23 protein-coding genes, 1 tRNA gene and 1 pseudogene are annotated in these 24,440 nt (G+C 63.8%); 16 read left to right on the top strand and 9 right to left on the bottom strand.

Features of this window, described 5'->3' with window-relative positions; genetic code table 11:
• Position 1: 1 nt before the first annotated feature.
• The 7 genes from O3297_RS26235 to gabD all read left to right on the top strand — a co-directional run bounded on the left by O3297_RS26235 (position 2) and on the right by gabD (position 7,182).
• Complete coding sequence (locus tag O3297_RS26235) at positions 2 to 1,015, top strand: 2-dehydro-3-deoxygalactonokinase (RefSeq protein ID WP_305050857.1); 1,014 nt, start codon at positions 2 to 4, stop codon at positions 1,013 to 1,015.
• Entirely contained in the window at positions 1,012 to 2,742 is a 1,731-nt protein-coding gene (araD, locus tag O3297_RS26230; protein ID WP_034783805.1) for an L-arabinonate dehydratase, read from the top strand. The genes O3297_RS26235 and araD overlap by 4 nt, the downstream gene beginning before the upstream one ends.
• 13 nt (positions 2,743 to 2,755) lie before the next feature.
• On the top strand, positions 2,756 to 3,652 hold the full coding sequence (locus O3297_RS26225) for an SMP-30/gluconolactonase/LRE family protein (RefSeq protein ID WP_370385450.1): 897 nt from the start codon (positions 2,756 to 2,758) through the stop codon (positions 3,650 to 3,652).
• A 13-nt stretch (positions 3,653 to 3,665) separates the two neighbouring features.
• Complete coding sequence (locus tag O3297_RS26220) at positions 3,666 to 4,319, top strand: bifunctional 2-keto-4-hydroxyglutarate aldolase/2-keto-3-deoxy-6-phosphogluconate aldolase (protein ID WP_305050855.1); 654 nt, start codon at positions 3,666 to 3,668, stop codon at positions 4,317 to 4,319.
• Positions 4,320 to 4,385: 66 nt separating this feature from the next.
• Positions 4,386 to 4,808, top strand: coding sequence for a CoA-binding protein (locus O3297_RS26215; protein WP_305050854.1), 423 nt, complete (start codon positions 4,386 to 4,388; stop codon positions 4,806 to 4,808).
• Positions 4,805 to 5,647, top strand: a complete 843-nt coding sequence (locus O3297_RS26210; RefSeq protein ID WP_070279946.1) for a PPK2 family polyphosphate kinase — start codon at positions 4,805 to 4,807, stop codon at positions 5,645 to 5,647. The genes O3297_RS26215 and O3297_RS26210 overlap by 4 nt, the downstream gene beginning before the upstream one ends.
• Before the next feature lie 80 nt (positions 5,648 to 5,727).
• Positions 5,728 to 7,182, top strand: a complete 1,455-nt coding sequence (gene gabD, locus O3297_RS26205; protein WP_305050852.1) for an NADP-dependent succinate-semialdehyde dehydrogenase — start codon at positions 5,728 to 5,730, stop codon at positions 7,180 to 7,182.
• 6 nt (positions 7,183 to 7,188) lie between these two features.
• Here gabD and O3297_RS26200 read toward each other — a convergent pair whose 3' ends face one another.
• On the bottom strand, positions 7,189 to 8,313 hold the full coding sequence (locus O3297_RS26200; RefSeq protein WP_305050851.1) for a poly(3-hydroxybutyrate) depolymerase: 1,125 nt from the start codon (positions 8,311 to 8,313) through the stop codon (positions 7,189 to 7,191).
• A gap of 181 nt (positions 8,314 to 8,494) precedes the next feature.
• Between O3297_RS26200 and O3297_RS26195 the strand changes: the two genes are divergently transcribed.
• Positions 8,495 to 9,088 carry a glutathione peroxidase gene (locus tag O3297_RS26195; RefSeq protein WP_099389835.1) on the top strand — a complete coding sequence of 198 codons (594 nt, stop codon included), beginning with the start codon at positions 8,495 to 8,497 and terminating at the stop codon, positions 9,086 to 9,088.
• 116 nt (positions 9,089 to 9,204) lie between these two features.
• Positions 9,205 to 9,564, top strand: coding sequence for a DUF1428 domain-containing protein (locus tag O3297_RS26190; RefSeq protein WP_070258351.1), 360 nt, complete (start codon positions 9,205 to 9,207; stop codon positions 9,562 to 9,564).
• A gap of 163 nt (positions 9,565 to 9,727) precedes the next feature.
• On the opposite strand, the gene pabB is transcribed toward O3297_RS26190, so the two are convergent.
• The 3 genes from pabB to O3297_RS26175 form a co-directional block, all read right to left on the bottom strand.
• On the bottom strand, positions 9,728 to 11,572 hold the full coding sequence (gene pabB, locus O3297_RS26185; RefSeq protein WP_305050849.1) for an aminodeoxychorismate synthase component I: 1,845 nt from the start codon (positions 11,570 to 11,572) through the stop codon (positions 9,728 to 9,730).
• A 21-nt stretch (positions 11,573 to 11,593) separates the two neighbouring features.
• On the bottom strand, positions 11,594 to 12,169 hold the full coding sequence (gene slmA, locus O3297_RS26180; protein ID WP_034752791.1) for a nucleoid occlusion factor SlmA: 576 nt from the start codon (positions 12,167 to 12,169) through the stop codon (positions 11,594 to 11,596).
• A gap of 102 nt (positions 12,170 to 12,271) precedes the next feature.
• Positions 12,272 to 13,006 (bottom strand): pyrimidine 5'-nucleotidase, encoded by a 735-nt coding sequence (locus O3297_RS26175; RefSeq protein ID WP_081345803.1) that lies wholly within the window; start codon positions 13,004 to 13,006, stop codon positions 12,272 to 12,274.
• A gap of 95 nt (positions 13,007 to 13,101) precedes the next feature.
• Here O3297_RS26175 and O3297_RS26170 point away from each other — a divergent pair, with 95 nt between their 5' ends.
• Positions 13,102 to 13,971: a TraB/GumN family protein gene (locus O3297_RS26170; RefSeq protein ID WP_305050847.1), complete on the top strand. Its 870-nt coding sequence runs from the start codon at positions 13,102 to 13,104 to the stop codon at positions 13,969 to 13,971.
• Positions 13,972 to 14,223: 252 nt separating this feature from the next.
• On the opposite strand, the gene O3297_RS26165 is transcribed toward O3297_RS26170, so the two are convergent.
• Together O3297_RS26165 and argB are read right to left on the bottom strand one after the other, a co-directional pair.
• A tRNA-Thr gene (locus O3297_RS26165) sits at positions 14,224 to 14,298 on the bottom strand.
• Between the two features lie 65 nt (positions 14,299 to 14,363).
• Positions 14,364 to 15,257 carry an acetylglutamate kinase gene (gene argB, locus O3297_RS26160; RefSeq protein WP_010393729.1) on the bottom strand — a complete coding sequence of 298 codons (894 nt, stop codon included), beginning with the start codon at positions 15,255 to 15,257 and terminating at the stop codon, positions 14,364 to 14,366.
• 231 nt (positions 15,258 to 15,488) lie between these two features.
• Here argB and O3297_RS26155 point away from each other — a divergent pair, with 231 nt between their 5' ends.
• From O3297_RS26155 to O3297_RS26145, 3 genes are all read left to right on the top strand, one after another.
• Complete coding sequence (locus O3297_RS26155; RefSeq protein WP_305050846.1) at positions 15,489 to 15,686, top strand: cysteine-rich CWC family protein; 198 nt, start codon at positions 15,489 to 15,491, stop codon at positions 15,684 to 15,686.
• Positions 15,687 to 15,781: 95 nt separating this feature from the next.
• Positions 15,782 to 18,829, top strand: coding sequence for a response regulator (locus O3297_RS26150; protein WP_305050845.1), 3,048 nt, complete (start codon positions 15,782 to 15,784; stop codon positions 18,827 to 18,829).
• Positions 18,830 to 18,860: 31 nt separating this feature from the next.
• Positions 18,861 to 20,012: a two-component system response regulator gene (locus O3297_RS26145; RefSeq protein ID WP_034783788.1), complete on the top strand. Its 1,152-nt coding sequence runs from the start codon at positions 18,861 to 18,863 to the stop codon at positions 20,010 to 20,012.
• Positions 20,013 to 20,016: 4 nt separating this feature from the next.
• Here the strand turns inward: O3297_RS26145 and O3297_RS26140 are convergent, their stop codons facing one another.
• Together O3297_RS26140 and O3297_RS26135 are read right to left on the bottom strand one after the other, a co-directional pair.
• The gene (locus O3297_RS26140; RefSeq protein WP_305050844.1) at positions 20,017 to 21,291 is read right to left on the bottom strand and encodes a PHB depolymerase family esterase; all 1,275 of its coding nucleotides are present in this window, start codon (positions 21,289 to 21,291) and stop codon (positions 20,017 to 20,019) included.
• A 54-nt stretch (positions 21,292 to 21,345) separates the two neighbouring features.
• Positions 21,346 to 21,759, bottom strand: a complete 414-nt coding sequence (locus O3297_RS26135) for a CopG family transcriptional regulator (RefSeq protein ID WP_034783786.1) — start codon at positions 21,757 to 21,759, stop codon at positions 21,346 to 21,348.
• 278 nt (positions 21,760 to 22,037) lie between these two features.
• Between O3297_RS26135 and O3297_RS26130 the strand changes: the two genes are divergently transcribed.
• The 3 genes from O3297_RS26130 to O3297_RS26120 all read left to right on the top strand — a co-directional run bounded on the left by O3297_RS26130 (position 22,038) and on the right by O3297_RS26120 (position 24,256).
• A complete protein-coding gene (locus O3297_RS26130; protein ID WP_257217450.1) occupies positions 22,038 to 22,271 on the top strand; it encodes a DUF1289 domain-containing protein in 234 nt (77 codons plus the stop codon).
• A 7-nt stretch (positions 22,272 to 22,278) separates the two neighbouring features.
• Positions 22,279 to 23,202: an MBL fold metallo-hydrolase gene (locus O3297_RS26125; protein ID WP_305050843.1), complete on the top strand. Its 924-nt coding sequence runs from the start codon at positions 22,279 to 22,281 to the stop codon at positions 23,200 to 23,202.
• A 100-nt stretch (positions 23,203 to 23,302) separates the two neighbouring features.
• Entirely contained in the window at positions 23,303 to 24,256 is a 954-nt protein-coding gene (locus O3297_RS26120) for a nitronate monooxygenase family protein (RefSeq protein ID WP_034752807.1), read from the top strand.
• Positions 24,257 to 24,336: 80 nt separating this feature from the next.
• Here the strand turns inward: O3297_RS26120 and O3297_RS26115 are convergent.
• Positions 24,337 to 24,440 (bottom strand): annotated as a pseudogene (locus O3297_RS26115) (IS110 family transposase); the annotation flags it as partial.

Genomic DNA, 24,440 nt, shown 5'->3' with positions numbered 1-24,440 from the left:
CATGAACATACTCACCATCGATGCCGGCACTACCAATACGCGTACCTTGCTGTGGCGCGCGGGCGCCGTCGTCGCCCAGGCGCAGCTGGAAACGGGCGTGCGCAATACCGCCATCGATGGCCATAACGGCGCGCTGAAACAGGCGCTGCGCGACACCATCGCCAGCGTGCTGGCCGGTGCCGGCATCGCGCCATCCGAGGTGGATCTGGCGCTGGCGTCTGGCATGATCACTTCGCCCATGGGGGTGCGGGAGGTACCGCATTTGCCGGCGCCTGCCGGCCTGGCCCAGCTGGCGCAAGGCATGCAGGCGGTGGACTTGCCCGACGTGCTGGCGCAGCCCCTGTGGCTGATTCCCGGCGTGCGCAACCAGCATGGCGCCGTCGGCCTGCATAACGTCGAAGCGATGGATATGATGCGCGGCGAAGAGACGGAAGTCGTCGCGCTGCTCGAGCGCCTGCAGTTGCGGGGCGCGGCGACCCTGATCATGCCCGGCTCGCATACCAAACTGATCAGCGTGGACGAGCAGCGTCGCATCCTCGGCTGCAGCACCACCATCGCGGGCGAGCTGCTGCAGGCGATCACGCAGCACACCCTGATCAAGCAATCGGTCGAGGGCGGATTTGCCCAGACCCTGGTGCCGAAAATGCTGCTGGCCGGCGCGGCCGCGGCGCAAAAAACGGGGCTGGCGCGCGCCTGCTTCAGCGTGCGCACCCTGGGCCAGTTCAGCGCTGTCGAATGCAATGAGCGGGCCAATTTCCTGATGGGTGCCGTCCTCAGCGGCGACCTGCTGGCGCTGCGCAACAGCACCGCCATCCAGATGCGGCCCGATACGCCACTCGTCATTACCGGTAAACCCATGCTGCGCCAGGCGCTCGGGCTGCTGATCGAAGAACACGGATTTTTTTATGGCAAGCGCATCATCGTCGACGACCAGCAGCAAGACTATCTGGCCGGTCACGGTGCGCTGCTGATCGCCGCCGCGCGCGGCTTGATTTCCCCGCAGGAGACAGTATGAGCAGCAACAAGAACAAGCGTCCCTTGCGTTCGCAAGCGTGGTTTGGCGGCGACGACAAGGACAGTTTTATTCACCGCAGCTGGATGAAGAACCAGGGCTATCCCAGCGACGCTTTCGATGGCCGCCCCGTCATCGGCATCTGCAATACCTGGTCCGAGCTGACGCCCTGCAATGGCCATTTCCGAGACTTGGCCGAGATGGTCAAGCGCGGCGTGCTCGAAGCGGGCGGCTTTCCCGTCGAATTTCCCGTCATGTCGCTGGGCGAGACGAATCTGCGCCCGACGGCCATGCTGTTCCGTAACCTGGCCAGCATGGATGTGGAAGAATCGATCCGCGCCAACCCGATCGACGGGGTGGTGCTGCTGACGGGCTGCGACAAGACCACCCCGGCCCTGCTGATGGGCGCGGCCAGCGTGGATTTGCCGACCATCGTGCTGTCGGGCGGTCCCATGTTGAACGGGAATTACCGCGGCAAACCGATCGGTTCAGGTACGGACGTGTGGAAGTTTTCCGAAGACGTGCGGGCAGGGCGCATGACCTCAAACGAATTCAAGCAGGCCGAATCGTGCATGTCGCGCTCCGCCGGTCACTGCATGACGATGGGCACGGCTTCCACCATGGCCAGCATGGTCGAAGCGCTGGGCGTGACCTTGCCCGGCAACGCGGCCATTCCCGCCGTCGATGCGCGCCGCAAGCTGCAGGCGCAGCTGACGGGCCGGCGCATCGTCGATATGGTGCATGAAGACCTGAAACTGTCGCAGATCCTCACGCGCGAAGCGTTTGAAAACGCCATCATGGTCAACGGCGCCATCGGCGGCTCGACCAATGCCGTGATCCACCTGCTGGCCATCGCCGGGCGCATCGGCGTGGACATGCGCCTGGGTGACTGGGACCGCCTGGGCCGCGACATTCCCTGCCTGCTGAACCTGATGCCGTCGGGCCAGTACCTGATGGAAGATTTTTACTATGCGGGCGGCCTGCCCGTGATCATCCGCGATCTGCTGGGCAAATTGCATGGCGAGGCGCTCACCGTCACGGGCGCCAGCATGGCCGTCAACGTGGCCGAAGCGGAAAATTTCAATCCCGAGGTGATCACGCCGCTGGCGCAGCCCTTCAAGGACGAAGGCGGCATCGCCGTCCTGCATGGCAACCTGGCCCCGCGCGGCGCCGTCATCAAGCCGTCGGCCGCCTCGCCGGAACTGATGCAGCACCGTGGCCGCGCCGTCGTCTTCAACAGCATCGAGCATTATAAAAAACGCGTCGACGATCCCGCGCTCGATATCGACGCCAGTTGCGTGATGGTGCTGCAAAATTGCGGCCCGCAGGGCTATCCGGGCATGGCGGAAGTGGGCAATATGGGACTGCCGAAAAAACTGCTGGAGCAGGGCGTGCGCGACATGGTGCGCATCTCGGACGCGCGCATGAGCGGCACGGCCTACGGCACGGTGGTGCTGCACGTGGCGCCGGAAGCGGCCGTGGGCGGGCCGCTGGCATTGGTGCGCGATGGCGACATGATTGAACTGGATGTGGCGGGGCGCCGCTTGCACCTGGACGTCGACGAGGCCGAACTGGCGCGCCGGCGCGCCGAGTGGAGCGCGCCGCCGCCGGCCATGAAGGGCGGCTACCAGTCGATGTATATCAAGCACGTGACGCAGGCCGACGAAGGCGCGGACCTGGACTTTCTCGTCGGCTGCCGCGGCTCCGCGGTTCCGCGCGAATCACACTGAAAAACAAGGAAAAATGATGGGGACACAGGCCCAACTACTGGTCGATGCGCAGCACTTCCTGGGCGAGGGCGTGCGCTGGTGCGAACGCAGCGGCCGCGTTTTCTGGACGAATATCGAAGGCTGCCAGCTGCATGCGCTGGTGCTGGACACGGGCGAGCGCCAGAGCTGGGCCATGCCCGAGCGCCTGGCGTGCTTCGCGCTGACGGATAGCGACGATGTGTTGTTGCTGGGACTGGCTTCCGGACTGGCCTGGTTTGACGCGCGCAGCGGGGCCGTCACGCGCTTGCACACGGTGGAGGGGGACTTGCCCATGACGCGACTGAACGATGGCCGCTGCGACCGCCAGGGACGCTTTGTCTTCGGCACGCTCGATGAACGCCCGTGCCGCGATGCGATCGCCAGCTTCTATCGCCTCAACCTGGACTTGACCCTGGAGCGCTTGCCGCTGCCGCAGATCGCCATCTCGAACAGCATCTGCTTCAGCGTTGACGGCACGGCCATGTACTTCTGCGATTCGATGAAAAAGGCGATCTATCGCTGGGATGATTACCTGGGGGGCGACGCCAGCCGGGTGCGCGTGTTTGCCGTGCTCGATCCGGGGCCGGGCGCCGCCGACGGCGCCACCATCGACGCGGATGACTACCTGTGGAGCGCGCAGTGGGGCGCCGGCAGGGTCTTGCGCTTCGCGCCGGACGGCAGCGTCGAGCGCAAGATCAGCCTGCCTGTCTCGCAGCCCAGCTGCGTGAGCCTGGGTGGGCCGCACTACGACGAATTGTTCGTCACGACGGCGCAGGAGAGCTTGACCCCGGCCCAGCTGGCGAGCGAACCGCTGGCCGGGGGATTGTTTCATGCGCGCCAGGTGGGCGTGCGCGGTTTGCCGGAAGTGCGCTTTGGCGCCCTGCCGGCCTGACAGGAGAGAGCAAATGCAGAAGCACACGGTTTTCGAGGGCATTATCGAACGGGGCATGGTCGGCATCGTGCGCGCCTCTTCGGCGCAGGCGGCCGTGCAGATTGCCGAGGCATGTATCGCCGGCGGCATCACGGCGCTGGAAGTGGCGTTCACCACGCCCGATACCCTGGGCGTGCTGCGCACCCTGCGCGAACGCCATGGCCATGACGTGCTGCTGGGCGCGGGCACGGTGCTCGATACGGAGACGGCACGCGCCGCCATCCTGGCCGGTGCCCAATTCATCATCTCGCCCGGCGTGAACGTGGAGACCATCACGCTGTGCCAGCGCTACCAGGTGCTGTCCATGCCGGGGGCGATGACGCCGACGGAGATCGTCACGGCCCTGCAGGCCGGCGCCGACATCGTCAAGGTCTTCCCCGCCGAGATGTTCGGTCCCGCCTACATCAAGGCCCTGCGCGCGCCCCTGCCGCAAGCGCCGCTGATGCCCACGGGCGGCGTGACGGTGGAAAACCTGCATGCATGGTTTGCCAGCGGCGCCGTGGCCGTGGGCATCGGCAGCAGTCTGAGTGGCCCGGGCGCCACGGGAGATTACGCGGCCGTGACGGCGCGCGCGCAAGCCTTCGTGGCGAAGATGACGGCCGTGCGTAAGGCTAAGTCTTCTGGCTAGCTCCCGGCGGGACGGGAATCTGCTACGCTAGGCGGGCAATGTCGCACGCCTAACTACGACCCGAATATGCCCAACATCGCCCGCATCCTGCAAGACAGCCGCATCATCGCCATCGTCGGCATGTCCGACAAGCCCGAACGCGCCAGCCATGAAGTGGCCGACTACCTGCTGCAGCAGGGCTACAGCGTATTGCCCGTCAATCCGGCCCTCGCCGGGCGCGATGTGCTGGGACAGCGCGCCTATGCCAGCCTGACGGAGGCTGCGGCAGCCGTGGCGCCGGCGCGCATCGACATCGTCGACTGCTTCCGCAAGTCGGCAGACATCCTGCCCATCGCCGAGGAAGCCATTGCCGTCAAGGCCGGCTGCCTGTGGCTGCAGCTCGATGTCGTCAACGAACAGGCGGCGCAGGTGGCACGGGCGGCGGGGCTGGAGGTGGTGATGGACCATTGCACAAAAATCGAGCACCGCAAGCTGGCGGTGGCGGCATGAAGGCGCGCACACAATTTCGTGCCGGCAAGGATTTTGAGCTGAACGAGGATTTCGCCGGCAAGCGCCTGCTGGGCGCTGCCACCAAGGCGGCGAACAAGAAGCTGACTGCAGCCCAATGCAAGGCCCTGGACCGCGAGGAAACCGTGGCCCTGACGGCGCAGATCGCCGAGTGCCAGAGCATGCTGTATGCGCAGCACAAAAAGAAGGTGCTGCTGGTCTTGCAGGGCATGGATACGTCGGGCAAGGATGGCACGGTCAAGGCGATCTTCAGCAACATCAATCCGATGGGCATCCGCGCCGTGGCGTTCAAGGGGCCTACCGATATCGAACTGGCGCACGATTACCTGTGGCGCGTGCACCAGCACGTGCCCGTCAAGGGCGAGATCGCCATCTTCAACCGCAGCCATTACGAGGATGTGCTGATCACGCGCGTGCAGGACATGATCGACAAGGCCGAATGCCAGCGCCGCTACGCGCAGATCCGCGATTTCGAGCGCATGCTGAGCGAAACAGGTACCGTCATCCTGAAAATCTTCCTGCATATCTCGAAGGACGAGCAGCGCGGACGGCTGCAGGAGCGGCTCGACGATCCCGACCGCCAGTGGAAGTTCGATCCCAACGATATCGCCCAGCGCAAGAAGTGGGATGGCTACCAGCGCGCCTATGAAACGGCGATCCGCGAGACGGATGCCGACCACGCGCCGTGGTACGTGGTGCCATCGAACTCCAAGACGCAGCGCAACCTGGTGGTGGCGTCCCTGCTGCTGGAAACCCTGCAGGGCATGAAGCTGGAATACCCGGCGCCGGACCCGAAACTGTCGTCTTTCAAGGTCGAGTAGTTCCGCGCATCGCCTGCGGAATCGGCCGCGCTGTGGCATAGTATCCCTCGTCGATAATTCAAACCAGACCGGAGATCCATATGCTGCAGTTGAAAGATCCTACCTTGTTGCGTCACCAGGCTTACGTGAATGGAGCCTGGGCGGATGCCGATGGTGGCCAGACGATTAATGTGAGCAATCCCGCCACGGGCGAGCATATCGGCACGGTGCCCCTGATGGGCGCAGCCGAGACGCGCCGCGCCATCGAGGCGGCCAATGCTGCCTGGCCCGCCTGGCGCAAGAAGACGGCCAAGGAGCGCGCGGCCGTGCTGCGCCGCTGGCATGACCTGATCCTGGAAAACGCCGACGACCTGGCGCTGATCATGACCACCGAGCAGGGCAAGCCCCTGCCGGAAGCGAAAGGCGAAGTGCAGTTCGGCGCCTCGTTCATCGAGTGGTTTGCGGAAGAAGGCAAGCGCGTGGCGGGCGATACCCTGCAATCGCCGTGGCCAGACCGCCGCCTGGTCATCACCAAGGAGCCGATCGGCGTATGCGCCGCCATCACGCCGTGGAACTTCCCCGCCGCCATGATCACCCGTAAAGTCGGCCCGGCCCTGGCTGCCGGCTGCCCGATGGTCCTGAAACCGGCCGAAGCGACGCCGTTTTCCGCGCTGGCGCTGGCCGTGCTGGCCGAGCGCGCAGGCGTGCCTGCGGGCGTGTTCAGCATCGTCACGGGCGCGCCGCAAGACATCGGCGGCGAAATGACGTCGAACCCCATCGTGCGCAAGCTGACGTTCACTGGCTCGACCCAGGTGGGCCGCCTGCTGGCCGAGCAGTGCGCGCCGACGATCAAGAAACTGTCGCTGGAACTGGGTGGCAATGCGCCATTCATCGTCTTCGACGACGCCGACCTGGACGCCGCCGTGGAAGGCGCCATCGCCTCGAAATACCGCAATGCGGGCCAGACCTGCGTGTGCGCCAACCGCCTGTACGTGCAGGACAGCGTGTATGACGCGTTTGCCGAAAAATTGGTGGCCGCCGTGGCCAAGCTGAAGGTCGGCAATGGCATCGAGGCGGGCGTCACGCAAGGCCCGCTGATCGACGCCAAGGCTGTCGCCAAGGTGGAAGAACACGTGGCCGACGCGCTGGGCAAGGGTGGCCGCCTGCTGGCCGGCGGCAAGCGCCATGCGCTGGGTAACGGCTTCTTCGAGCCGACCATCATCGCCGATGTGACGAACGACATGCGCGTGGCCACCGAGGAAACCTTCGGCCCGCTGGCGCCCCTGTTCCGCTTCAAGACGGACGATGAAGTGATCGCCCTGGCCAACAACACGGAATTCGGCCTGGCCGCCTACTTCTATTCGCGCGACATCGGCCGCATCTGGCGCGTGGCCGAAGGCCTGGAAACGGGCATGGTCGGCGTCAACACGGGCCTGATCTCGAACGAGATCGCGCCCTTCGGCGGCGTCAAGCAATCGGGCCTGGGCCGTGAAGGGTCGACCTACGGTATCGAGGACTATCTGGTCATCAAGTACATCTGCATGGGCGGTATTTAAGGTCGCCTAGCGCGAGCCGCGGCGCGCGGCGAGGCGGTCCAGCATGCCCTTGACCGCTTCCATCTGCGTGCCGCTCTTGCGGTAGAAATCCGGGTCGATCGGATTGATGCTGGTGTAGCCCCAGAAATCCCAGCAGCCTTTCGGGTTGTACGGGTAGACGGGGCTCGGTTCGGCCTGCGGATACAGCACGATGATCTTGTTGGCGTCCGCCACCTGGTTGTAGCCGGTGCTGGTATAGAAGCGGTCGCCGATGGCCTGCGTCGTTTGCAAACAACCGTGGAACACCACGTGCACGCGGCAGCTCTCGCTGTCGCAGGCTTTCGGGATGTAGGCGTAGCCCGTATTGTTCATGCTGGAGTACGCGTTCTGGATGAAGGCGCGCTGGTTGAAGGATATCAACTTGCCCGTCAGCGTGGTCGACGACGGCTGCAGGTCCGGATACAGGTGCTGCAGGATGTCGCGCGCCTGCACGAAGTCGCAGTCATTGATGAAGGGCGACGCCGTTACGTCGCAAGCCTTGTCCTGGTTGTTGTCCGTGATGATGGCATGGCCTGCCCCGACCGTGTCGACGAAGCGGATATGCTCGGCCGGCGTGCCCGCCAATGCATAGAATTTTCCCACCTGCTCCACCACCGGCCGCGTCACGGTCTGGTCTTTCGTTCCGCTGAACAGATACACGCGCTGGCGTTTCAGGTTGGCCGTGTCGTCGATGAGACGGGCGCGCGCAAAATCGTTCGCCGCGCGCAGCAATTCGCTGGCCACGGGTGGCGCCACCTGCGCGCTGCCCGGATTCATGCAGGTGGTCAGGGCATTCGTCAGGTAGGGAATGTAGGGGAAACGGCCTGGCTGGCCCGAGCAGAAATACGGGCCGCCCGCAATGATGCCGGCGCCGGCCACCGTGGCCGAGTAGGCGACGGCAAATTGCGCCGCCATGAAGCCGCCCGAGGACAGGCCGGATACGGTGGTCTGGCTCAGGTCGGCCTGGTAGCCGGGCAGGGCGGGGGCGTCCCTGCTCGCGGCGGGCTTGACGGCTTTGGCCGTCGTGGCGGCGTGCGCGCCGCCTGGCGCCAGGATGAGCAGGCTGGCAGCCAGCAGGGCGGAGGGTAGTACGGTCAGGTGCGGGAAGGGCATGGCGACTCCACAGGGCAAGAAAAGGGACAGGAAGGCCGAGCATAGGTAAAAAAACTGTGCGCTGGGCAAGTACTGCACTGTCGTTGATGTCGCTCAAGCAATCGCTGTTGTTGTCCGTCTCATACGCGCGCGCGGCGTTTGACATAGAATGGTTTTTTTCCGTTCAACCATGGTGCCCTTCATGTCCAAGACCCTTGCCCAGCTGTTTGCGCTCACCACCCTTGCCGCCAGTGCCAGCCTGGCCATGCCGGCCCATGCTGCCGAAGCCGCTACAGCTACCGCTGCTCCGGCCGCCTGCCCCGCCATCCTCAAGCAAACCTTCAACCGCCTGCAGGATGAAGCGCCGCAAAACCTGTGCCAGTATGCGGGCAAGGTGGTGCTGGTGGTGAATACAGCCAGTTATTGTGGTTTTACCAATCAATATGAAGGGCTCGAGGCGCTGTACGCCAAGTATGGCAGCAAGGGCCTGGTAGTGCTGGGTTTCCCGTCGAACGATTTCGGCAAGCAGGAACCCGGCAACAGCAAGGAAATCGCCGATTTCTGCTACAACACCTACGGCGTGAAGTTCCCCATGTTTTCGAAGTCCGTCGTCTCCGGTCCCGCGCCGAACCCGCTGTATGTGGACCTGATCAAGCAGACGGGCAAGACGCCAGCCTGGAATTTCCATAAATACCTGATCGACCGCCACGGTAAAGTGGTGGAAAGCTTCCCCAGCAAGGTGACGCCGGACGACAAGAAACTCGTCGGCGCGGTGGAAAAAGCGCTGGCGCTGTAAGTTGCCGAGACGCAAGCAGGCTTGAACGCCTGCTTTTTTTTTAATGTTGCGCTTGTCGTCTTGCTATCATTGTCCTAAGCTGGTTGTTCGCGTTTGTCACAACAAAGGAGAACATCATGGCGTATGTCGATGGATTTGTGGTGCCCGTACCGAAAGCCAAGCTCGATGCCTACCTGGCCATGTCGCGCAGTTGCGGCGCCGTCTGGCGCGAGTATGGCGCGCTGGAATTTCGCGAATGCGTGGGCGACGATGTCAAGCCAGGCAAGCTGACCTCGTTCCCGCAGGCGGTGGACTTGCAGGATGGCGAAGTGGTGGTGTTTTCATGGATCGTGTATGCGTCGCGCGCCAAGCGCGATGAAATCAACGACAAGGTCATGAAAGATCCGCGCCTGGCCGAGATGATGGACCCGGCCAAGCTGCCGTTCGATGGCAAGCGGATGATCTACGGCGGTTATGAAATGCAGGTGGACCTCTAGCGGCTGAAACAGTCCATGGCGGCGTTGCAATGCCTCGTCGTGCAGTTGCACTGCCTTCGGCAATGCGCCTTGCCCTGAACTGTTTCAGGAGTCCATGGCGGCGTTGCAGTGCCTCGTCGTGCGTTCGCACTGCCTTCGGCAATGCGCCTTGCCCTGAACGGTTTCAGGCGCTAGCGATAATATGTGCCGGCAGCGCCCCGCGCAGCGCGTTGCATACGACAATCGCTTCGGCCTGCGCCAGCATGGTCCGCGTGATGATGGTTTCCTGCGCGTTCCATGCGGGATCGGCCAGCATGGCCGCGCGCTGCACGCCGGGCAGCAGGCCGCAGGACAGGGGCGGCGTATGCCAGCGGCCGTCCAGCCGGACGAAGACATTGCTGCGCCCGCCCTCCGTCAGTTCGCCCCGTTCGTTAAAGAACAGCATGTCGAAGCCGCCCTGCGCCTCGGCCGCGCGCCAGGCCGCGTCATAGCGTGCACGCACGCTGCTCTTGTGGCGCAGGAACAGGTCGTCCGCCACGGTGGCGTCGGGCGCCAACAGGATGTTGACCGTGTCCGGCAAGGCGGTGAGCGCGCCGCTTTGCGTCGTGAACTGGCCATCCTGGCGCAGCGCCAGGCGCAGGCGGAAGGGGGCATCGTCGGGGCGTGCCGCGCAGGCGGCCTGCAGCGCGGCACGCGCGGCACTGTCACTCCAGGCAAAACCGAAGTAGGCGCAGGAGGCGGCCAGGCGCGCCAGGTGGCGCGCTTGCTGGCGGCAGCCACCGGCACGGCTGGCGTGCAGGGTTTCGAACAGTTCAAAGTCGTTGCTCAGCCCCGTCAGGAAGCGGGCCTTGAGCTGGCACTCCGCAAATTCCTCCTGCGGGTCGCTGTCGAGCACGATGCCGGCGCCCACGCCCATCTCGCCGCGCCGGATGCCGCCATGGCCAGCCGCTTGCAGGGCCAGGGTGCGGATCGGCACGGACATGCAGAAGTCGCCTACCGCGTGGGCAGCGCCGGCGCCCGGCGGATCGAACCAGGCGATGGCGCCCGTATAGATCCCGCGTGGCGCCGCTTCCAGTTCGGCGATGATTTCCATGGTGCGGCGCTTCGGCGCGCCCGTGATCGAGCCGCATGGATACAAGGCCTGGAAGATGTCGGCCAGGCTGGCGTCGTCGCGCAAGCGCGCCTGCACGGTGGAGGTCATTTGCAGCACGCTGCTGTAGCGCGTCACCTCGAACAGGGCCGGCACCTTGACGGAACCCGTGGCGGCGATGCGGCCGATGTCGTTGCGCAGCAGGTCGACGATCATCAGGTTTTCTGCGCGGTTCTTCGGATCATGGGCCAGGGCGGCGGCGCGGCGCGCGTTTTCTGCTACTTGGTCCGCAGGGGCGGCCGGCGCCGTGCCTTTCATGGGGCGCGCCATCAGCTCGCCCTGGGCATGGCGCACGAACAGCTCCGGCGACAGCGACAGCAGGGCGCCGCCATCGGGCAGCATCACCAGCGCGCCATACGGCACGGGCTGGCGCGCGCGCAGCCGCGCATACAGGGCCAGGGGCGAACCGAAGGCGTCGAAGCGCAAACGATAGGTGTAGTTGACTTGATAGGTGTCGCCGGCCACGATGTAGTCGTGGATGTGGTGCAGCGCCTGCGTAAATTGCGCCTGGTCGACATTCGCGCGGATGCCGGCGATGCCGGCCGGCGTTGCCGTCGCCGGCGTACGTTCGGCCAGCCACTGCAGCACCTCATCCTGCGACAGCTGCGTGCAATGTTCAAAGACGAGCACTTGCGCCAGCGGCGGCGCGCCGGGATCTGCCGCGCGCGGTGGCATGCCCAGCAAGTGGGCCCCCAGTTCGTAGCTGCACACGCTGACGGCGTACTGGCCGCGTTGTAAGGCCTCTTGCAGCCCCGCGAGCAGGGTGGGCCACTGTTGCCCCTCGGTGCACTGCAAGACTGCCGCCAGGCCCGTGTACAGGCGCGAACCGGCGCCGGGCGTGCTGGCGTCGTCGAGCAGGGCGAAACAGTCGGTGTGCATGGGGACAGCCGCGGCGGTGACTTACCCCAGCAGCATGGCGATTTGCAGCGCCGCTTCCTGGGATGGGTTGATCTTGAAGCCGCTCTTGGCGTAGCGGTGCCAGCGTCCGATGACGAAGCTGACGATCAGGGTGGCGCGCGCCGCCACTTCGCTTTCCTTGCCATGGCCTTCGGCGGCTGCCACGCGCAAGGCTTGCTTGAGCGCCAGTTCCACGCGGTCGTAGAACTGGTTCATGCGCACTTGCAGGCGCTCGTCCTCATTGACCAGCGCATCGCCGATCAGCACGCGCGTCATGCCCGGATTGCTGATGGCGAAATTGAGCAGCATGCCGATGATGTCGCGTGTTTGCGTCATGCCGTCGCTGTGCTTTTCCGCGATCTGGTTGATCAGGCCGAAGACGCTCGACTCGATGAATTCGATCAGCCCTTCGAACATTTGCGCCTTGCTGGCGAAATGGCGGTACAGGGCCGCTTCCGACACGGTCAGTCTGGCCGCCAGTGCGGCAGTGGTGATCTTTTCGCCTTTCGGCTGCTCCAGCATTGCGGCGAGGGCCTGAAGAATTTGTAGCCTGCGTTGGCCCGGCGGTGTGCTTGCCATATTTTCTCTTGTCGTTAAAAAAAATGCTGCCTCGATGGGGAGGTCCGTCACCGCCGCTAGCGGTGCGGCTTCCGGCGTCAACCGGAAGCCCAGGAGTCCCCTTCAACGCAGACGGTGAAGGCGGCGTGCCAAATGCCGGACAGATTTTACTTTGACATCGACGTAAGCGGGGCGATTTAACGCCTTGGGCAACTTCGCCACGCCGATCGGATCGGCCATTTTCAGGTATTGCGTGATCCAGGCCGTGCGCAGGCCCAGTTTTTTCGCGCCCTTCAGGTTGGCCAGGGTGTCTTCCACCAGGATGCAGCGGCCAGGGCGGATCTGGTGCTTGCGCATCAGTTTGCGCAGCATCAGTGTCGATGGCTTGGGCCGCAGCTGGCGGTGCACATGCATCGCCTCGATGGCGATATGCTGCGCAAAGTGCTGGCGCAAGCCCAGGTGGCGCATCACGTCGCTCGAATAGCGCAGCGGCGCGTTGGTGAGTAAAATTTTACGGCCAGGCAGGCGTTTGAGTAAAGCCCCCAGTCCCCGCTCGGCGCGTATCATGGCGCGCAAATCGTCGAAGCTATGCGTCTCGTGCAAAAAATGGGCTGCCTGTACCTGATGGTGCTTGACCATGCCCAGCAAGGTGGCGCCGTAGCGGCGCCAGTAGGCCGCGCGCGCCGCATTGACGATGGCGTCGTCGGCCGGCGTGACGCCATCGCCCAGCACGCGGGCAATATACGTGTTCATATTGGCCGTGATGGTGGGGAAGATGGCGTGCGAGGCATTGTGCAGCGTGTTGTCGAGGTCAAACAGCCAGACCGGCGACGAGCGGTTAAGATGGGACACAGGCACAGGAGTCTTTAGGCAAGATGATAAGCAAGATGAAAAATTCAACAATCAGGAAAACCATGCGACGCCAGATTATAGTGATGTTTTGCGGATTATTCTTGCTGCCGTTGCCGGCGGCCTTTGCCGAAGCACCGCCGGTGGCGCAAAACCGGGGCGCCCTGTTCAAGGTGCAGGATGCCAGCCATACCCTGTATCTGTTCGGCACCATCCACGTCGGCGCGGCCGATTTTTATCCGCTGGAACCGACGGTGACGCAGGCGCTGCACCAGGCTGGCGCGCTGGCGCTGGAGATCGATCCCGGCGCCGATTCGCGTGCCGCCCTGGGCGCCGTGCTGAAATACGGCATGGAAGCGCCGGGCAGCAAAGTGCCTGCCGACTGCCGCCAGACGCTGGCGCCGCGCCTGGCGCCGTTGTTGCAAAAATACGGCATTCCAGCCGAGTCGGTGGCGCCGATGAAGCCGTGGATGCTGGCCAGCATGCTGGCCATCGGCGAATTTTCCACGCTCGGCTACCGCTCCGACCTGGCCGTCGACAATTATCTGTCGCAGCAGGCCAAGGCGCGCAAGATCCCCGTGCTGGAACTCGAGTCGATGGAAGGCCAGATGGCGCTGTTTGGCTCCATGTCGCCGGCCGACCAGTGCCGCTTCCTGGAAGACGGCGTGGCGTCGATCGAGGACCAGGAGCAAAGCCAGGAAGCGCGCGAGATCGCCAACGCCTGGCGCACGGCCGATGCCGCCGCCTTCGACAGGCTGGCCGCCAAGGCAGCGACAGACCCGTCGTTCGCCGCCCAGTTCGTGCAAAAGGTGTTGCTGGATGGCCGCAACCCGGCCCTGGCCGACGGCATCGCCAAACTCCTGGCGCGCGAAAAGTCCAGCCTGGCCGCCATCGGCGTGCTGCACCTGGTGGGAACGAAAAGCGTTCCGGATTTATTGCGTCAGAAGGGCTTGAAGGTCGAGCGGGTGTATTAGCGCTGGCTTAGCCGCGCAGCAACCGGCAGCAGAGCAGATGGAAAAGTGTTCAGGGCAAGGCGGACTGACGAAGACAGTACGCATGTACGGCGAGGCAGTACAACGCCGCCATGGACATTTTTACTATGGGGAGATGACGGCAGAGTAGATGAAAAGTGTTCAGGGCAAGGCGCCGAGCCGAAGACAGTACGCATGTACGGCGAGGCGAGGCAACGCAGCCATGGACATTTTTCAGATACGGGGATATATAGTTGGTGCCCTTGACGTGGATCGAACACGTGGCCTCTCCCTTACCAAGGGAGTGCTCTACCACTGAGCTACAAGGGCAAATTAAAAGCGGCGCCAGGTGATCTGCGCCGCCAAACTACTCGCTGTGATGCGTTGCGATTTTTTTAGTGCGAACGGATCATAGTACCAAAAGCCTGCTCGGTCAACACTTCCAGCAATAATGAGTGTTCGATACGGCCGTCGATGATGTGCACCGTGTTGACGCCGGACTTGGCGGCGTCGAGCGCGGACGAGATCTTCGGCAGCATGCCGCCCGAGATCGTGCCATCGGCGAACATCTCGTCGATTTCGCGCGCGGACAGGTCGGTCACCAGGTTGCCCTGCTTGTCCTGGACGCCGGCGATGTTGGTCATCATGATCAGCTTTTCCGCTTTCAGGATTTCCGCGATCTTGCCCGCTACCACGTCGGCGTTGATGTTGTAGGCTTGGCCATCCTGGCCGAAACCGATCGGCGAAATGATGGGAATGAAGGCGTCGTCCTGCAGCGCCTTGACGACGGCCGGGTTGATCGCGTCGATCTCGCCGACAAAGCCGATGTCGAGGAATTCGCCCGGATGTTCGCGGTCCGGCATCTGCATCTTGCGCGCGCGGATCAAGCCGCCATCCTTGCCCGTCAGGCCCACAGCCTGGCCGCCGTAATGGTTGATCAGCATGACGATATCCTGCTGCACTTCGCCGCCCAGCACCCACTCCACCACTTCCATGGTTTCTTCATCGGTGATGCGCATGCCTTGCACGAAGGTGCCTTGCTTGCCGATTTTCTTCAGCGCGTTGTCGATCTGCGGTCCGCCGCCGTGCACCACGACCGGGTTCATGCCGACCAGCTTGAGCAGGATGACGTCGCGCGCGAAGCCGTGCTTCAGGCGTTCGTCCGTCATGGCATTGCCACCGTACTTGATGACGATGGTCTTGCCATGGAAATTGCGGATGTATGGCAGGGCCTCGGCCAGAATCTGCGCCTTGATTTGCGGCGACACCGCCGTCAAGTCGTCATTCATGTCCAGGTTCAAGTTAGCTAGTTGATTCATGGCGAGTCCGGAAAATAGATTTGTGCGATTTTACAGGGAAGAAGAAAATCCTGGAGGCATTATAGGGCGATCTTGTTGTATTTTCCCTGATGATCCTATAGTCTGGCCCGATATGTCCCCCAGCCAGCCCTTTTCCTGCCAGTTACATCTGCGTCGCATGCCGGCGCAGCATGACACACACTTGCCAATTCACACACAGCCATGAGCCAGTGCACTCTCTGCGGCGCCACCTTCCAGTGTGGCCAGCTCGATCCGGCCGCCAAGGAACCCTGCTGGTGCGTGGCCCTGCCGCCGGCCGTTCCCGTGCCCGGCAGCCTCGCCGTCGGCTGCTGGTGCCCCGCCTGCCTGCAAGCCCGCATCGCCACCTTGACGCCCCCGGCAGCAACGCCGGCCAAATAAGAGCTGCGGCACGCCTTTTCCTTTGCAAAAGACCTTGCATTTTGTAGGGGAATACGTTCAGACTTCGATTTTCAAGAATTTCTTATAGGAAAGTCATGCGCTTCAGGGATATCAGTATCGGCGTGCGCATCAATGCCGGTTATGCCATGTTGATCGTGCTGATGCTGGTTGTTATCGTCCTGGCGGGTAGCCGCATCTATGCCATCCGCGCCGAGACCGACGATATCCTGCAGCGCGACTGGGTCGCCGCCAAGGCCACCAGCAAGATCCATGGGCTGGCGCGCGAGGCGGCCACGCGCATCGGCAACCTGCCGAACCAGCACGAGCTGGCGCTGCGCCAGGCGAATCAGGCGCGCCTGGAAGCGATCAAGCAAGACATCGATGAGCAGGTACGCATCCTCGACGGTCTCGATGCGCGGCCCGAGGAGCGGCGCCTGCTGGAGCAGATGCACCTGGCCCGCGCCGGCTACTATGTGTCGCTCCAGACGATGTTCGAACTGGTCGAGCGCGGCGAGGATGCCCGCGCCGAGCAGGCCATGCAGACGCAGACCTTGCCGGTGCTGGAAAAGGTGCTGCTGTACGTGGGCCAGCTCGACGATCTGCAGCAGCAGCAGATCCGCGACAGCGCGGCCCGGATACGCAACGACATCGACACCTCGCTGCTGCTGATGGGCGGCATCGGTCTGGCGGCCCTGCTGACGGGGCTTGCCTTTGCCTGGTCGGCGCGCTCGATCACGCGTCCGTTGGGCGAGGCGGTGGCGATCGCCACGCGCGTGGCCAACGGCGACCTCAGTTCCGTCATCGAAGTGACATCGCGCGACGAGACGGGCGAACTGCTGCAGGCGCTCAAGGACATGAGCACCAGCCTGGCCGTGGAACAGGACCTGCGCCACGCCGTCGAGGTGGCCGAGGATGCGACCAAGATGAAGTCGGACTTCCTGGCGAATATGTCGCATGAAATTCGCACGCCGATGAACGGCATCATCGGCATGACCCACCTGGCGCTGCAGACGGAGCTCACGTCGACCCAGCGCAACTACCTGGAGAAGGTGGAATCGGCTTCGAAGAACCTGCTGGCCATTATCGACGACATCCTCGATTTCTCGAAGATCGAGGCGGGCAAGATGGCCTTTGAAAAAGTCGATTTCTTCCTCGAGGACGTGCTGGCGCAGATCGCCGACCTGTCCGTGATGCGGGCGCAGGACAAGGGCCTGGAACTGCTGTTCGACATCGCCCCCGACGTGCCGAACGCATTGCAGGGCGACCCGCTGCGCCTGGGCCAGGTGCTGATCAATCTGACCAACAATGCGATCAAATTTACGGACAAGGGCGAGATCGTCGTCACCATCCGCCTGCAGCAGCTGGAAGAACATGCGGCTGTCTTGCGCGTCGATGTGCGCGACACGGGCATCGGCCTGACGCCGCCCCAGCGCAGCAAATTGTTCCAGGCCTTTACCCAGGCCGACACTTCCACCACGCGCCACCATGGCGGCACGGGCCTGGGACTGACCATCAGCAAGCGCCTGGTGGAAATGATGGAAGGCGAGATCGACCTGGTCAGCGAAGCGGGCGTGGGCAGCACCTTTTTCTTTACGGCCCGCTTCGGCCTGGCCGCCGTGCCGCGCGACAGCCTGCTTGCTCCGCAGCGCTTTGAGGGCTTGCGCGTGCTGGTGGTCGACGACAACCCCAGCGCGCGTGAAATCTTCGTCAGCATGCTGACGGCGCTGGGCTTCGAGGCGCGTGCCGTGTCTGGCGGCGTGCTGGCCATCGGCGCCGTGGCGCAGGCGCGCGCCGAGGGGCGTCCGTACGGGCTGGTGCTGATGGACTGGAAAATGCCGGGCATGAACGGCCTCGATACCCTGGCCGGCATCCGTGCCGATGCCGTCGGCATCGATGCGACGCCGGCCTGCATCATGGTCACGGCCTTCCATCGCGAAGCGCTGCTGGAGGCGGCGCGCCAGCGCGACTTGCCGCTCGACGGCGTATTGAACAAGCCGATCAGCGCCTCGACCCTGCTCGACCAGATAGCGTTCGTGTTTGGCGGCGTGACGGGACAGAGCCGCAAGACGCAGCGCCAGAGCAGCTACCGCGACGACGAGCGCGCCCTGCGCGGCGCCTGGCTTCTGCTGGTGGAGGATAATGAAGTGAACCAGGAAGTGGCGCAGCATATTCTCAACGACGCCGGCATCCGCGTCGATATCGCGGGCAATGGCGCCATCGCGCTGGCGAAGATCGAGGAAAACGCCTATGACGGCGTGCTGATGGATTGCCAGATGCCGGTAATGGATGGCTACCAGGCGACGCGCAAGCTGCGCCAGGATCCCAGGTATTCGAATTTGCCCGTGATCGCCATGACGGCCAATGCCATGGTGGGCGACAAGGAAAAATGCCTGGACGCCGGCATGAACGATTTCATCGCCAAGCCGATCGACGTGGCGCAGCTGTTCGGCACCCTGGCGCGCTGGATCGCGCCGGCCACGCCGCAGGAAATGACGGCGGTGGTGGCGCAGCCGGAAGCGGAGCTGCCCGTGATCGCCGGCCTGAAAATGGCGGAAGCCATGCGCCGCGTGGGCGGAAATACCGCTTTGATGCGAAAATTGCTGGACCGTTTTGTGGAAACCCAGTTCGATGCCATGCAGCGCATCGTTGCCGCCATCGAGAACAACCAGCTCGAGACGGCGATCCGCGAAGCGCATACCCTGAAGGGCCTGGCCGGCAATATCGGCGCCGGCGGCCTGGCCGACAGCGCCGCGCGGGTCGAGCACTTGCTCAGCCTGGGATCGCACGACGGCTTGCCGCAGGCGCTGGCCGCCTGCACCCTGGCGCTCGACGAGCTGGTGCCGAAGATCGTGCTGGCCATGCAGTCGCGCGGCCATGTGGCCGAGGCGGGCGGCGCGCCGGTGGCGCACGTGGCGCCGGTGGACCGGGCGTACCTGGAAGCGGGCTTGCGCGAACTGTCGCAGCTGCTGCAGCAGGACGACGCGCAGGCCGTCAAGCACCTGGACGGCATCGGCCCCGTGCTGGTCGCGGCCGGGCAGGCGGAACACGCGCGCCAGTTGAAGCGCATGCTGGGACAATACGATTTCGAAGGTGCGCTGGCGCAGCTGGGCGAGGTGGCCGATGCGCTGGAGCTGACACTGTGACAAGGATAACTATGCAGAGCGAAGGAAGGGCATGAAAGCGCCGGCAAGCAAGCCAACCATCCTGGTGGTCGACGACACGCCAGACAATATCGACCTGCTGCGCGCGGTGCTGGAAGACGATTACCGCACCAAGATCGCCGTCAATGGCGAGCGCGCCCTGAAGATCGCCGCCGGCAGCGACCAGCCCGACCTGATCCTGCTCGACATCATGATGCCGGGCATGAGCGGCTACGATGTGTGCCGCGCGCTGAAGGCCGATCCCGCCACGGCCGGCATCCCCGTGATTTTCGTCACCGCCATGAGCGAGGTGGCCGACGAGCAGCTGGGCCTGGCCCTGGGCGCCGTCGATTACATCACCAAGCCGATCTCAGCGCCCATCGTGCTGGCGCGCATCAGGACGCAGCTGGCGATGAAGCAGATGCAGGATTTCCTGCGCGACCAGAATCATTACCTGGAAACGGAAGTGGAGCGCCGGGTGCAGGAAGTGGCAGCGCTGCAGGACGTCACCATTCACGCCATGGCGTCGCTGGCCGAAACGCGCGACAGCGAGACAGGCAACCATATCCGCCGCACTTCGCATTACCTGAAGGCGCTGGCCGAGAAGGTGCGCGGCTTGCCGCGTTTCCGCGATTTTTTGACGGACAAGAATATCGAACTGCTGTTCAAGACGGCGCCGCTGCACGATATCGGCAAGGTGGGCATCCCCGACCATATCCTGCTCAAGCCGGGGCGTTTCGAACCGCATGAAATGGCCATCATGAAGACCCATACCACGCTCGGGCGCGACGCCATCCTGGCGGCGGAACACGAGCTGGGCATCGAAGTCGATTTCCTCAAGTACGCGAAAGAGATCGCCTACAGCCATCACGAGAAATGGGATGGCAGCGGCTACCCACAAGGCCTGGCTGGCGAAGCCATCCCGATTTCGGCGCGCCTGATGGCGCTGGCCGACGTGTATGACGCCCTGATCAGCCGTCGCATCTACAAGCAGGGCATGGACCATGCGCAGGCCGTGCAGATCATCGTCGAGGGGCGCGGCTCGCACTTCGACGCCGAGATCGTCGACGCCTTCCTGCAGATCCAGGACCAGTTCATCGCCATCTCCCACCGCTACGCCGACGGCGTGTGCGAGATCGCCGACAAGCAGCGGCAGATCGCGCCCTACACCGAAAACATCAGCTGACGGATCAGCTGACCGTCTTGAAGAAGCGCAGCATCTCGCGGCTGGCGTCCGGTCCCTTGCCATCCGTGTAGCTGCCGTTATTGCTGCCGCCGGACCAGGCATGGCCGGCGCCGTGGATGACCCAGTGTTCGCCCAGCGGCGAGCCATCGGCCTGGCTGTGCGTGGTGCGCGTGTAGCGGTGGCCATTCGGCACGCTGCCGTCGATGGATGCGGCCTTGGCCGCCTTGCCGCCCGCCTGGCTGCGCACGCCCTGGGCGATCAGTTCATCGCCATTGCGCGGGTTGACGGTGGTGTCGCGGTCGCCGTGGAAAACGATGATGGGCACGCCGCCCGCCGGCGCCTTGCGCTGGGCATTGGGCATGGCGCCGCCCTTCATGGCTGCCAGTGCCGACGGCAAGTCCTGCGCCGAGGCGAACGGCAGGCCCGAATGCACGCCGACGGCGGCAAACAGGTCCGGATACAGGGTGCCGACGATGACGGCCATGGCGCCGCCTGCCGACAGGCCGGCGACGAACACTTCGCGTTCATTCACCGGGTAGTCGTCGATGACTTGCCGGGCGATGCCGGCGATCAGCGACGGTTCGCCCTGGTCGCGCTGCTGGTCGATGGCATTGAACCAGTTCCAGCAGCGCGAACTGTTGGCGCCCTGCGTCTGCGCCGGGTAGACGACAAAGCATTCCTTTTCTTCTGCCAGCGCATTCATCTGCGTGCCGGCGGCGAAATCGTCGGGATTTTGCGTACAGCCGTGTAGCATGACGATCAGCGGCATGGCCTGGCCGTGGTAGCTGCTGGGGATATACAGCTTGTAGGAGCGCGTGCCCGCATGGTTGCGGTACACGCCGTCGATGAACTGCGCGCCAGCGGGCACCTCCGCCGGCGTGGTGGCCGGCGCGTTGAAGCCGGGCGGATGGAAATTCGGCAGCTCGAAGCTGGGCATGTCGAAGCTGTGCTGGCCCAGGCCGGCCGGCACGCCCAGGCGCGCCATGAAATCCTGCGCGAAGTCCTGCGCCGCTTGCGCGGGCGTGGGCGGCGCATCAGGCGTTTCTGGCGCGGCGGCAGCTTGCGGCTGTTCGGCTCGGGCTCGGGCTTGCGCTGGTGGTGGCGGATTAATGTCGCGGATGGTCTGCGGCGGCGGCGCTTGCGTGGCTGTCGCCTGCGGTGCCAGGCCGGCGGCAGACAGCGCCTGCTGGATCGCTTCGGTGGCGGCGGCGGGACCGCGGCCCATCAGATTACGGGTTGCTGCGCGCATCTGCGCCAACATGTTGAGAGGGAGTTTCATGACCATCCTTAACGGTGCCGCGCATCGGCCGGGTCATCGCCGCGAACCAATACGCTAGTGAATTCGCCCTGCGAGCGCCGTCTTGACGACGGTGCTGGCGTGCAGGGCACCTAATACGAAAATCGACTCGATGGTGGCCAGTGCCAGTTCCACGGAGACGTCGCTGGCGATGCTGGCCAGTCCCAGCACCTGTATCTGCAGGCGCTGGCCGGCTGCCTGGATCGCTTCCAGGTCGGCGCGCGAATAGTGCTGCATGCCCAATACCAGGCTTTTACGGGCGACGGTTTGTTTCACCACGTCGGCGTGGATACCCAGCTGGTTGCGTATGGCCGTACGGATCAGATCCGTGCGGTTGGAATAAAATCCCTCCTGGACCAGCAGATCGATCTGCCCCAGGTCGATCAAGCCGAGGTTGATCGTGATTTTCTCGGATTCCCCAATTTTGGGCTTGCTGTCTTGCTTGGCCATATCTCTCCAAAAACTCCACGTGGCATCCAATTGCCATCTGTATGGATGGTAGTATAGTTGTGAAATATCTCAAGTCAAGCAGGATCTGACCTGATCGTGTTGTAGGACGGGTACTCGCAGAGTGAGAATGGGCTGCAAAATAAATTCCTGGAAGATGGTTTTTTGATCATATTTTTGCTTGAAAATATATTCACAGAAACATTGCATGGCGATGCCACCGACTCGCCGGCACGGTTTCGCGGCATAATGCAAGCCTGTACCTACACCGATGCCGCTCCATGATGGTTGTTCCCCCACCTCCGCCCGCCGTTCCGCTCCCCTTGCCGTCGCCGGTGCCGTCGCCCTGCGTCAGCCTGTGCAAGATGAACCGCAACAGCGGCTTGTGCGAAGGCTGCTTGCGCACGCTCGACGAGATCATCGCCTGGAGCAAGGCCGACGACGACTTCAAGCGCGCTGTGTGGGCCGAATTGCCAGGACGCGAATCCCAGCTCGATTTCGAGCCCGACTACTGAGGAAGCCATGCCGCGATCGCCAGCGCTGTTCCCCGATGCCATGCAGGTGTTCGAACGCGGCTGGCTGTCGTCGAATAACATCCTGTTCCAGGGCCGGGACGACACGGCGCTGATCGACAGCGGCTATGCCACGCATGCGCCGCAAACGCTGGCCCTCCTGCGTCATAGCCTGGCTGGCCGTCCCCTGGACCGCCTGTTCAACACCCATCTGCATTCCGACCATTGCGGCGGCAACGCGCTGCTGCAAGCGGAATACGGCTGCCATACGGCCATTCCCGTGTCGGAGGCGGACAAGGTGCGCGCGTGGGACGTGGACGCCCTGAGTTTCCAGGCCACGGGCCAGCAATGTCCGCGCTTCGGCTTTGATGACACCGTCTCGCCCGGCGACACGTTGACGTTGGCCGACATGCGCTGGCAGGCGCTGGGCGCGCCGGGCCACGATCCGCACTCGCTGATTTTTTACTGCGCCGAGGAGGGCATCCTGATCTCCGCCGACGCGCTGTGGGAAAACGGCTTTGGCGTGATCTTCCCCGAACTCGATGGCGGCTCCGGCTTCCCTGAAGCGCGCGCCACGCTGGACCTGATCGCCAGCCTCGATGTGCAGGTCGTCATTCCCGGCCACGGGCGGCCGTTCCAGGACGCCGCCGGCGCCCTGCAGCGCGCGTATTCACGTCTCGATTACCTGGCGTCCGATCCCGTGCGCAATGCGCAGAATGCGGTGAAAGTGCTGCTGAAATTCCTGCTGCTGGAACGCCAGCGCATCGCCCTCGCCGAGATACCGACCCTGCTGCGGGGCATGCCCGTCTTCGAAGAGGCCAACCGGCGCTTCCTGCGCCAGGAGGCGGCCGCGCTGGCCGAGTGGGCCGTGTCGCAGCTGGTGAGGGCTACAGCGGCACGCGTCGAGGGTGAGTACTTGCTTAACGAGGGCTGACACGGATAGGCGATAAATTCAGCACGACCGTACTTTTTCTGCACTATAATCAACGTTCAGTGTGTTTTTCACGTCCGATCAACTTTCCAGCGAGTCCGCCATGGCATTGCCTGTTGCGTTGCAAAACCTTTCCTTACCCGTTATCGCGTCGCCGATGTTCATCGCCAGCGGCCCGGCCCTCGTCGCGGCGCAGTGCAAGGCCGGCATCGTCGGTTCCTTCCCGGCCCTGAACGCGCGTCCCGCCGAATTGCTCGACACCTGGCTCACCGAGCTGCAGGCCGAGCTGGCCGCCTTCCAGGCCGCCAATCCCGATAAAAAAGTGGGACCGATCGCCGTCAACCAGATCGTGCACCAGTCGAACGACCGCCTGGCACATGACGTGGAAGTGTGCGTGAAACACCAGATTCCCATCATTATTTCCTCGCTGCGCGCGCCGCCCAAGGAAATGCTCGACGCCATCCACAGCTATGGCGGCATCGTGCTGCATGACGTGATCTCGATCCGTCACGCGAAAAAGGCCCTGGAGGCGGGCGTCGATGGCTTGATCCTGGTGGCCAGCGGCGCCGGCGGCCACGCGGGCACCCTGTCGCCGTTCGCGCTGGTGGGCGAAGTGCGCAAGTTCTTCGACGGCCCGCTGGCGCTGTCGGGCTCCATCGCCACGGGCGACGCCGTGCTGGCCGCGCAAGCGATGGGCGCGGACTTTGCCTACATCGGCTCGCGCTGGCTGGCGACCAAGGAGTCGAACGTCAGCGATGGCTACCGCGACGCCATCGTCGATTCCAGCGCGGCCGACATCGTCTACACGAACCTGTTTACGGGCGTGCACGGCAATTACCTGAAAAAATCGATCGAAGCGGCCGGACTCGATCCGGAAGCCTTGCCCGAAGCGGACAAGAGCGCGATGAATTTCGGTTCCGGCAGCGCCAAGGCCTGGCGCGACATCTGGGGCGCGGGCCAGGGCGTGGGCTTGATGGATGACGTGCCGAGCGTGGAAGAGATGGTGGCGCGCCTGAAGGCCGAATACGATGCGGCGCGCGCGCGGTTGAAGCTGTAACGTTGGTGAGGATGTCGGATTACGCGCTGCGCGCTAATCCGACCTACTCGAACCTGGTGGCGTAGATACTGTTATCCCCGTCAAGCGGCGTGCAAGGTCGGATCAAATATTTTCCCCGACCTGAGCACGCCGAATGCCACGTGCACCAGCTTGCGCATCATGGCGCCAATGATCAGTTTGGGTG

This window comes from Janthinobacterium sp. SUN128 (assembly GCF_030587275.1).
Classification (GTDB): Bacteria; Pseudomonadota; Gammaproteobacteria; order Burkholderiales; family Burkholderiaceae_D; genus Janthinobacterium; species Janthinobacterium lividum.
This window is presented reverse-complemented; position numbering and strand designations above follow the sequence as displayed.

What these genes read in the sequence shown, in the direction of transcription:
- O3297_RS26235 (WP_305050857.1), top strand. Translation starts at nt 2, where the DNA reads ATGAACATACTCACCATCGATGCCGGCACTACCAATACGCGTACCTTG.
- araD (WP_034783805.1), top strand. Translation starts at nt 1,012, where the DNA reads ATGAGCAGCAACAAGAACAAGCGTCCCTTGCGTTCGCAAGCGTGGTTT.
- O3297_RS26225 (WP_370385450.1), top strand. Translation starts at nt 2,756, where the DNA reads ATGATGGGGACACAGGCCCAACTACTGGTCGATGCGCAGCACTTCCTG.
- O3297_RS26220 (WP_305050855.1), top strand. Translation starts at nt 3,666, where the DNA reads ATGCAGAAGCACACGGTTTTCGAGGGCATTATCGAACGGGGCATGGTC.
- O3297_RS26215 (WP_305050854.1), top strand. Translation starts at nt 4,386, where the DNA reads ATGCCCAACATCGCCCGCATCCTGCAAGACAGCCGCATCATCGCCATC.
- O3297_RS26210 (WP_070279946.1), top strand. Translation starts at nt 4,805, where the DNA reads ATGAAGGCGCGCACACAATTTCGTGCCGGCAAGGATTTTGAGCTGAAC.
- gabD (WP_305050852.1), top strand. Translation starts at nt 5,728, where the DNA reads ATGCTGCAGTTGAAAGATCCTACCTTGTTGCGTCACCAGGCTTACGTG.
- O3297_RS26200 (WP_305050851.1), bottom strand. Translation starts at nt 8,313, where the DNA reads ATGCCCTTCCCGCACCTGACCGTACTACCCTCCGCCCTGCTGGCTGCC.
- O3297_RS26195 (WP_099389835.1), top strand. Translation starts at nt 8,495, where the DNA reads ATGTCCAAGACCCTTGCCCAGCTGTTTGCGCTCACCACCCTTGCCGCC.
- O3297_RS26190 (WP_070258351.1), top strand. Translation starts at nt 9,205, where the DNA reads ATGGCGTATGTCGATGGATTTGTGGTGCCCGTACCGAAAGCCAAGCTC.
- pabB (WP_305050849.1), bottom strand. Translation starts at nt 11,572, where the DNA reads ATGCACACCGACTGTTTCGCCCTGCTCGACGACGCCAGCACGCCCGGC.
- slmA (WP_034752791.1), bottom strand. Translation starts at nt 12,169, where the DNA reads ATGGCAAGCACACCGCCGGGCCAACGCAGGCTACAAATTCTTCAGGCC.
- argB (WP_010393729.1), bottom strand. Translation starts at nt 15,257, where the DNA reads ATGAATGACGACTTGACGGCGGTGTCGCCGCAAATCAAGGCGCAGATT.
- O3297_RS26155 (WP_305050846.1), top strand. Translation starts at nt 15,489, where the DNA reads ATGAGCCAGTGCACTCTCTGCGGCGCCACCTTCCAGTGTGGCCAGCTC.
- O3297_RS26150 (WP_305050845.1), top strand. Translation starts at nt 15,782, where the DNA reads ATGCGCTTCAGGGATATCAGTATCGGCGTGCGCATCAATGCCGGTTAT.
- O3297_RS26145 (WP_034783788.1), top strand. Translation starts at nt 18,861, where the DNA reads ATGAAAGCGCCGGCAAGCAAGCCAACCATCCTGGTGGTCGACGACACG.
- O3297_RS26140 (WP_305050844.1), bottom strand. Translation starts at nt 21,291, where the DNA reads ATGAAACTCCCTCTCAACATGTTGGCGCAGATGCGCGCAGCAACCCGT.
- O3297_RS26135 (WP_034783786.1), bottom strand. Translation starts at nt 21,759, where the DNA reads ATGGCCAAGCAAGACAGCAAGCCCAAAATTGGGGAATCCGAGAAAATC.
- O3297_RS26130 (WP_257217450.1), top strand. Translation starts at nt 22,038, where the DNA reads ATGATGGTTGTTCCCCCACCTCCGCCCGCCGTTCCGCTCCCCTTGCCG.
- O3297_RS26125 (WP_305050843.1), top strand. Translation starts at nt 22,279, where the DNA reads ATGCCGCGATCGCCAGCGCTGTTCCCCGATGCCATGCAGGTGTTCGAA.
- O3297_RS26120 (WP_034752807.1), top strand. Translation starts at nt 23,303, where the DNA reads ATGGCATTGCCTGTTGCGTTGCAAAACCTTTCCTTACCCGTTATCGCG.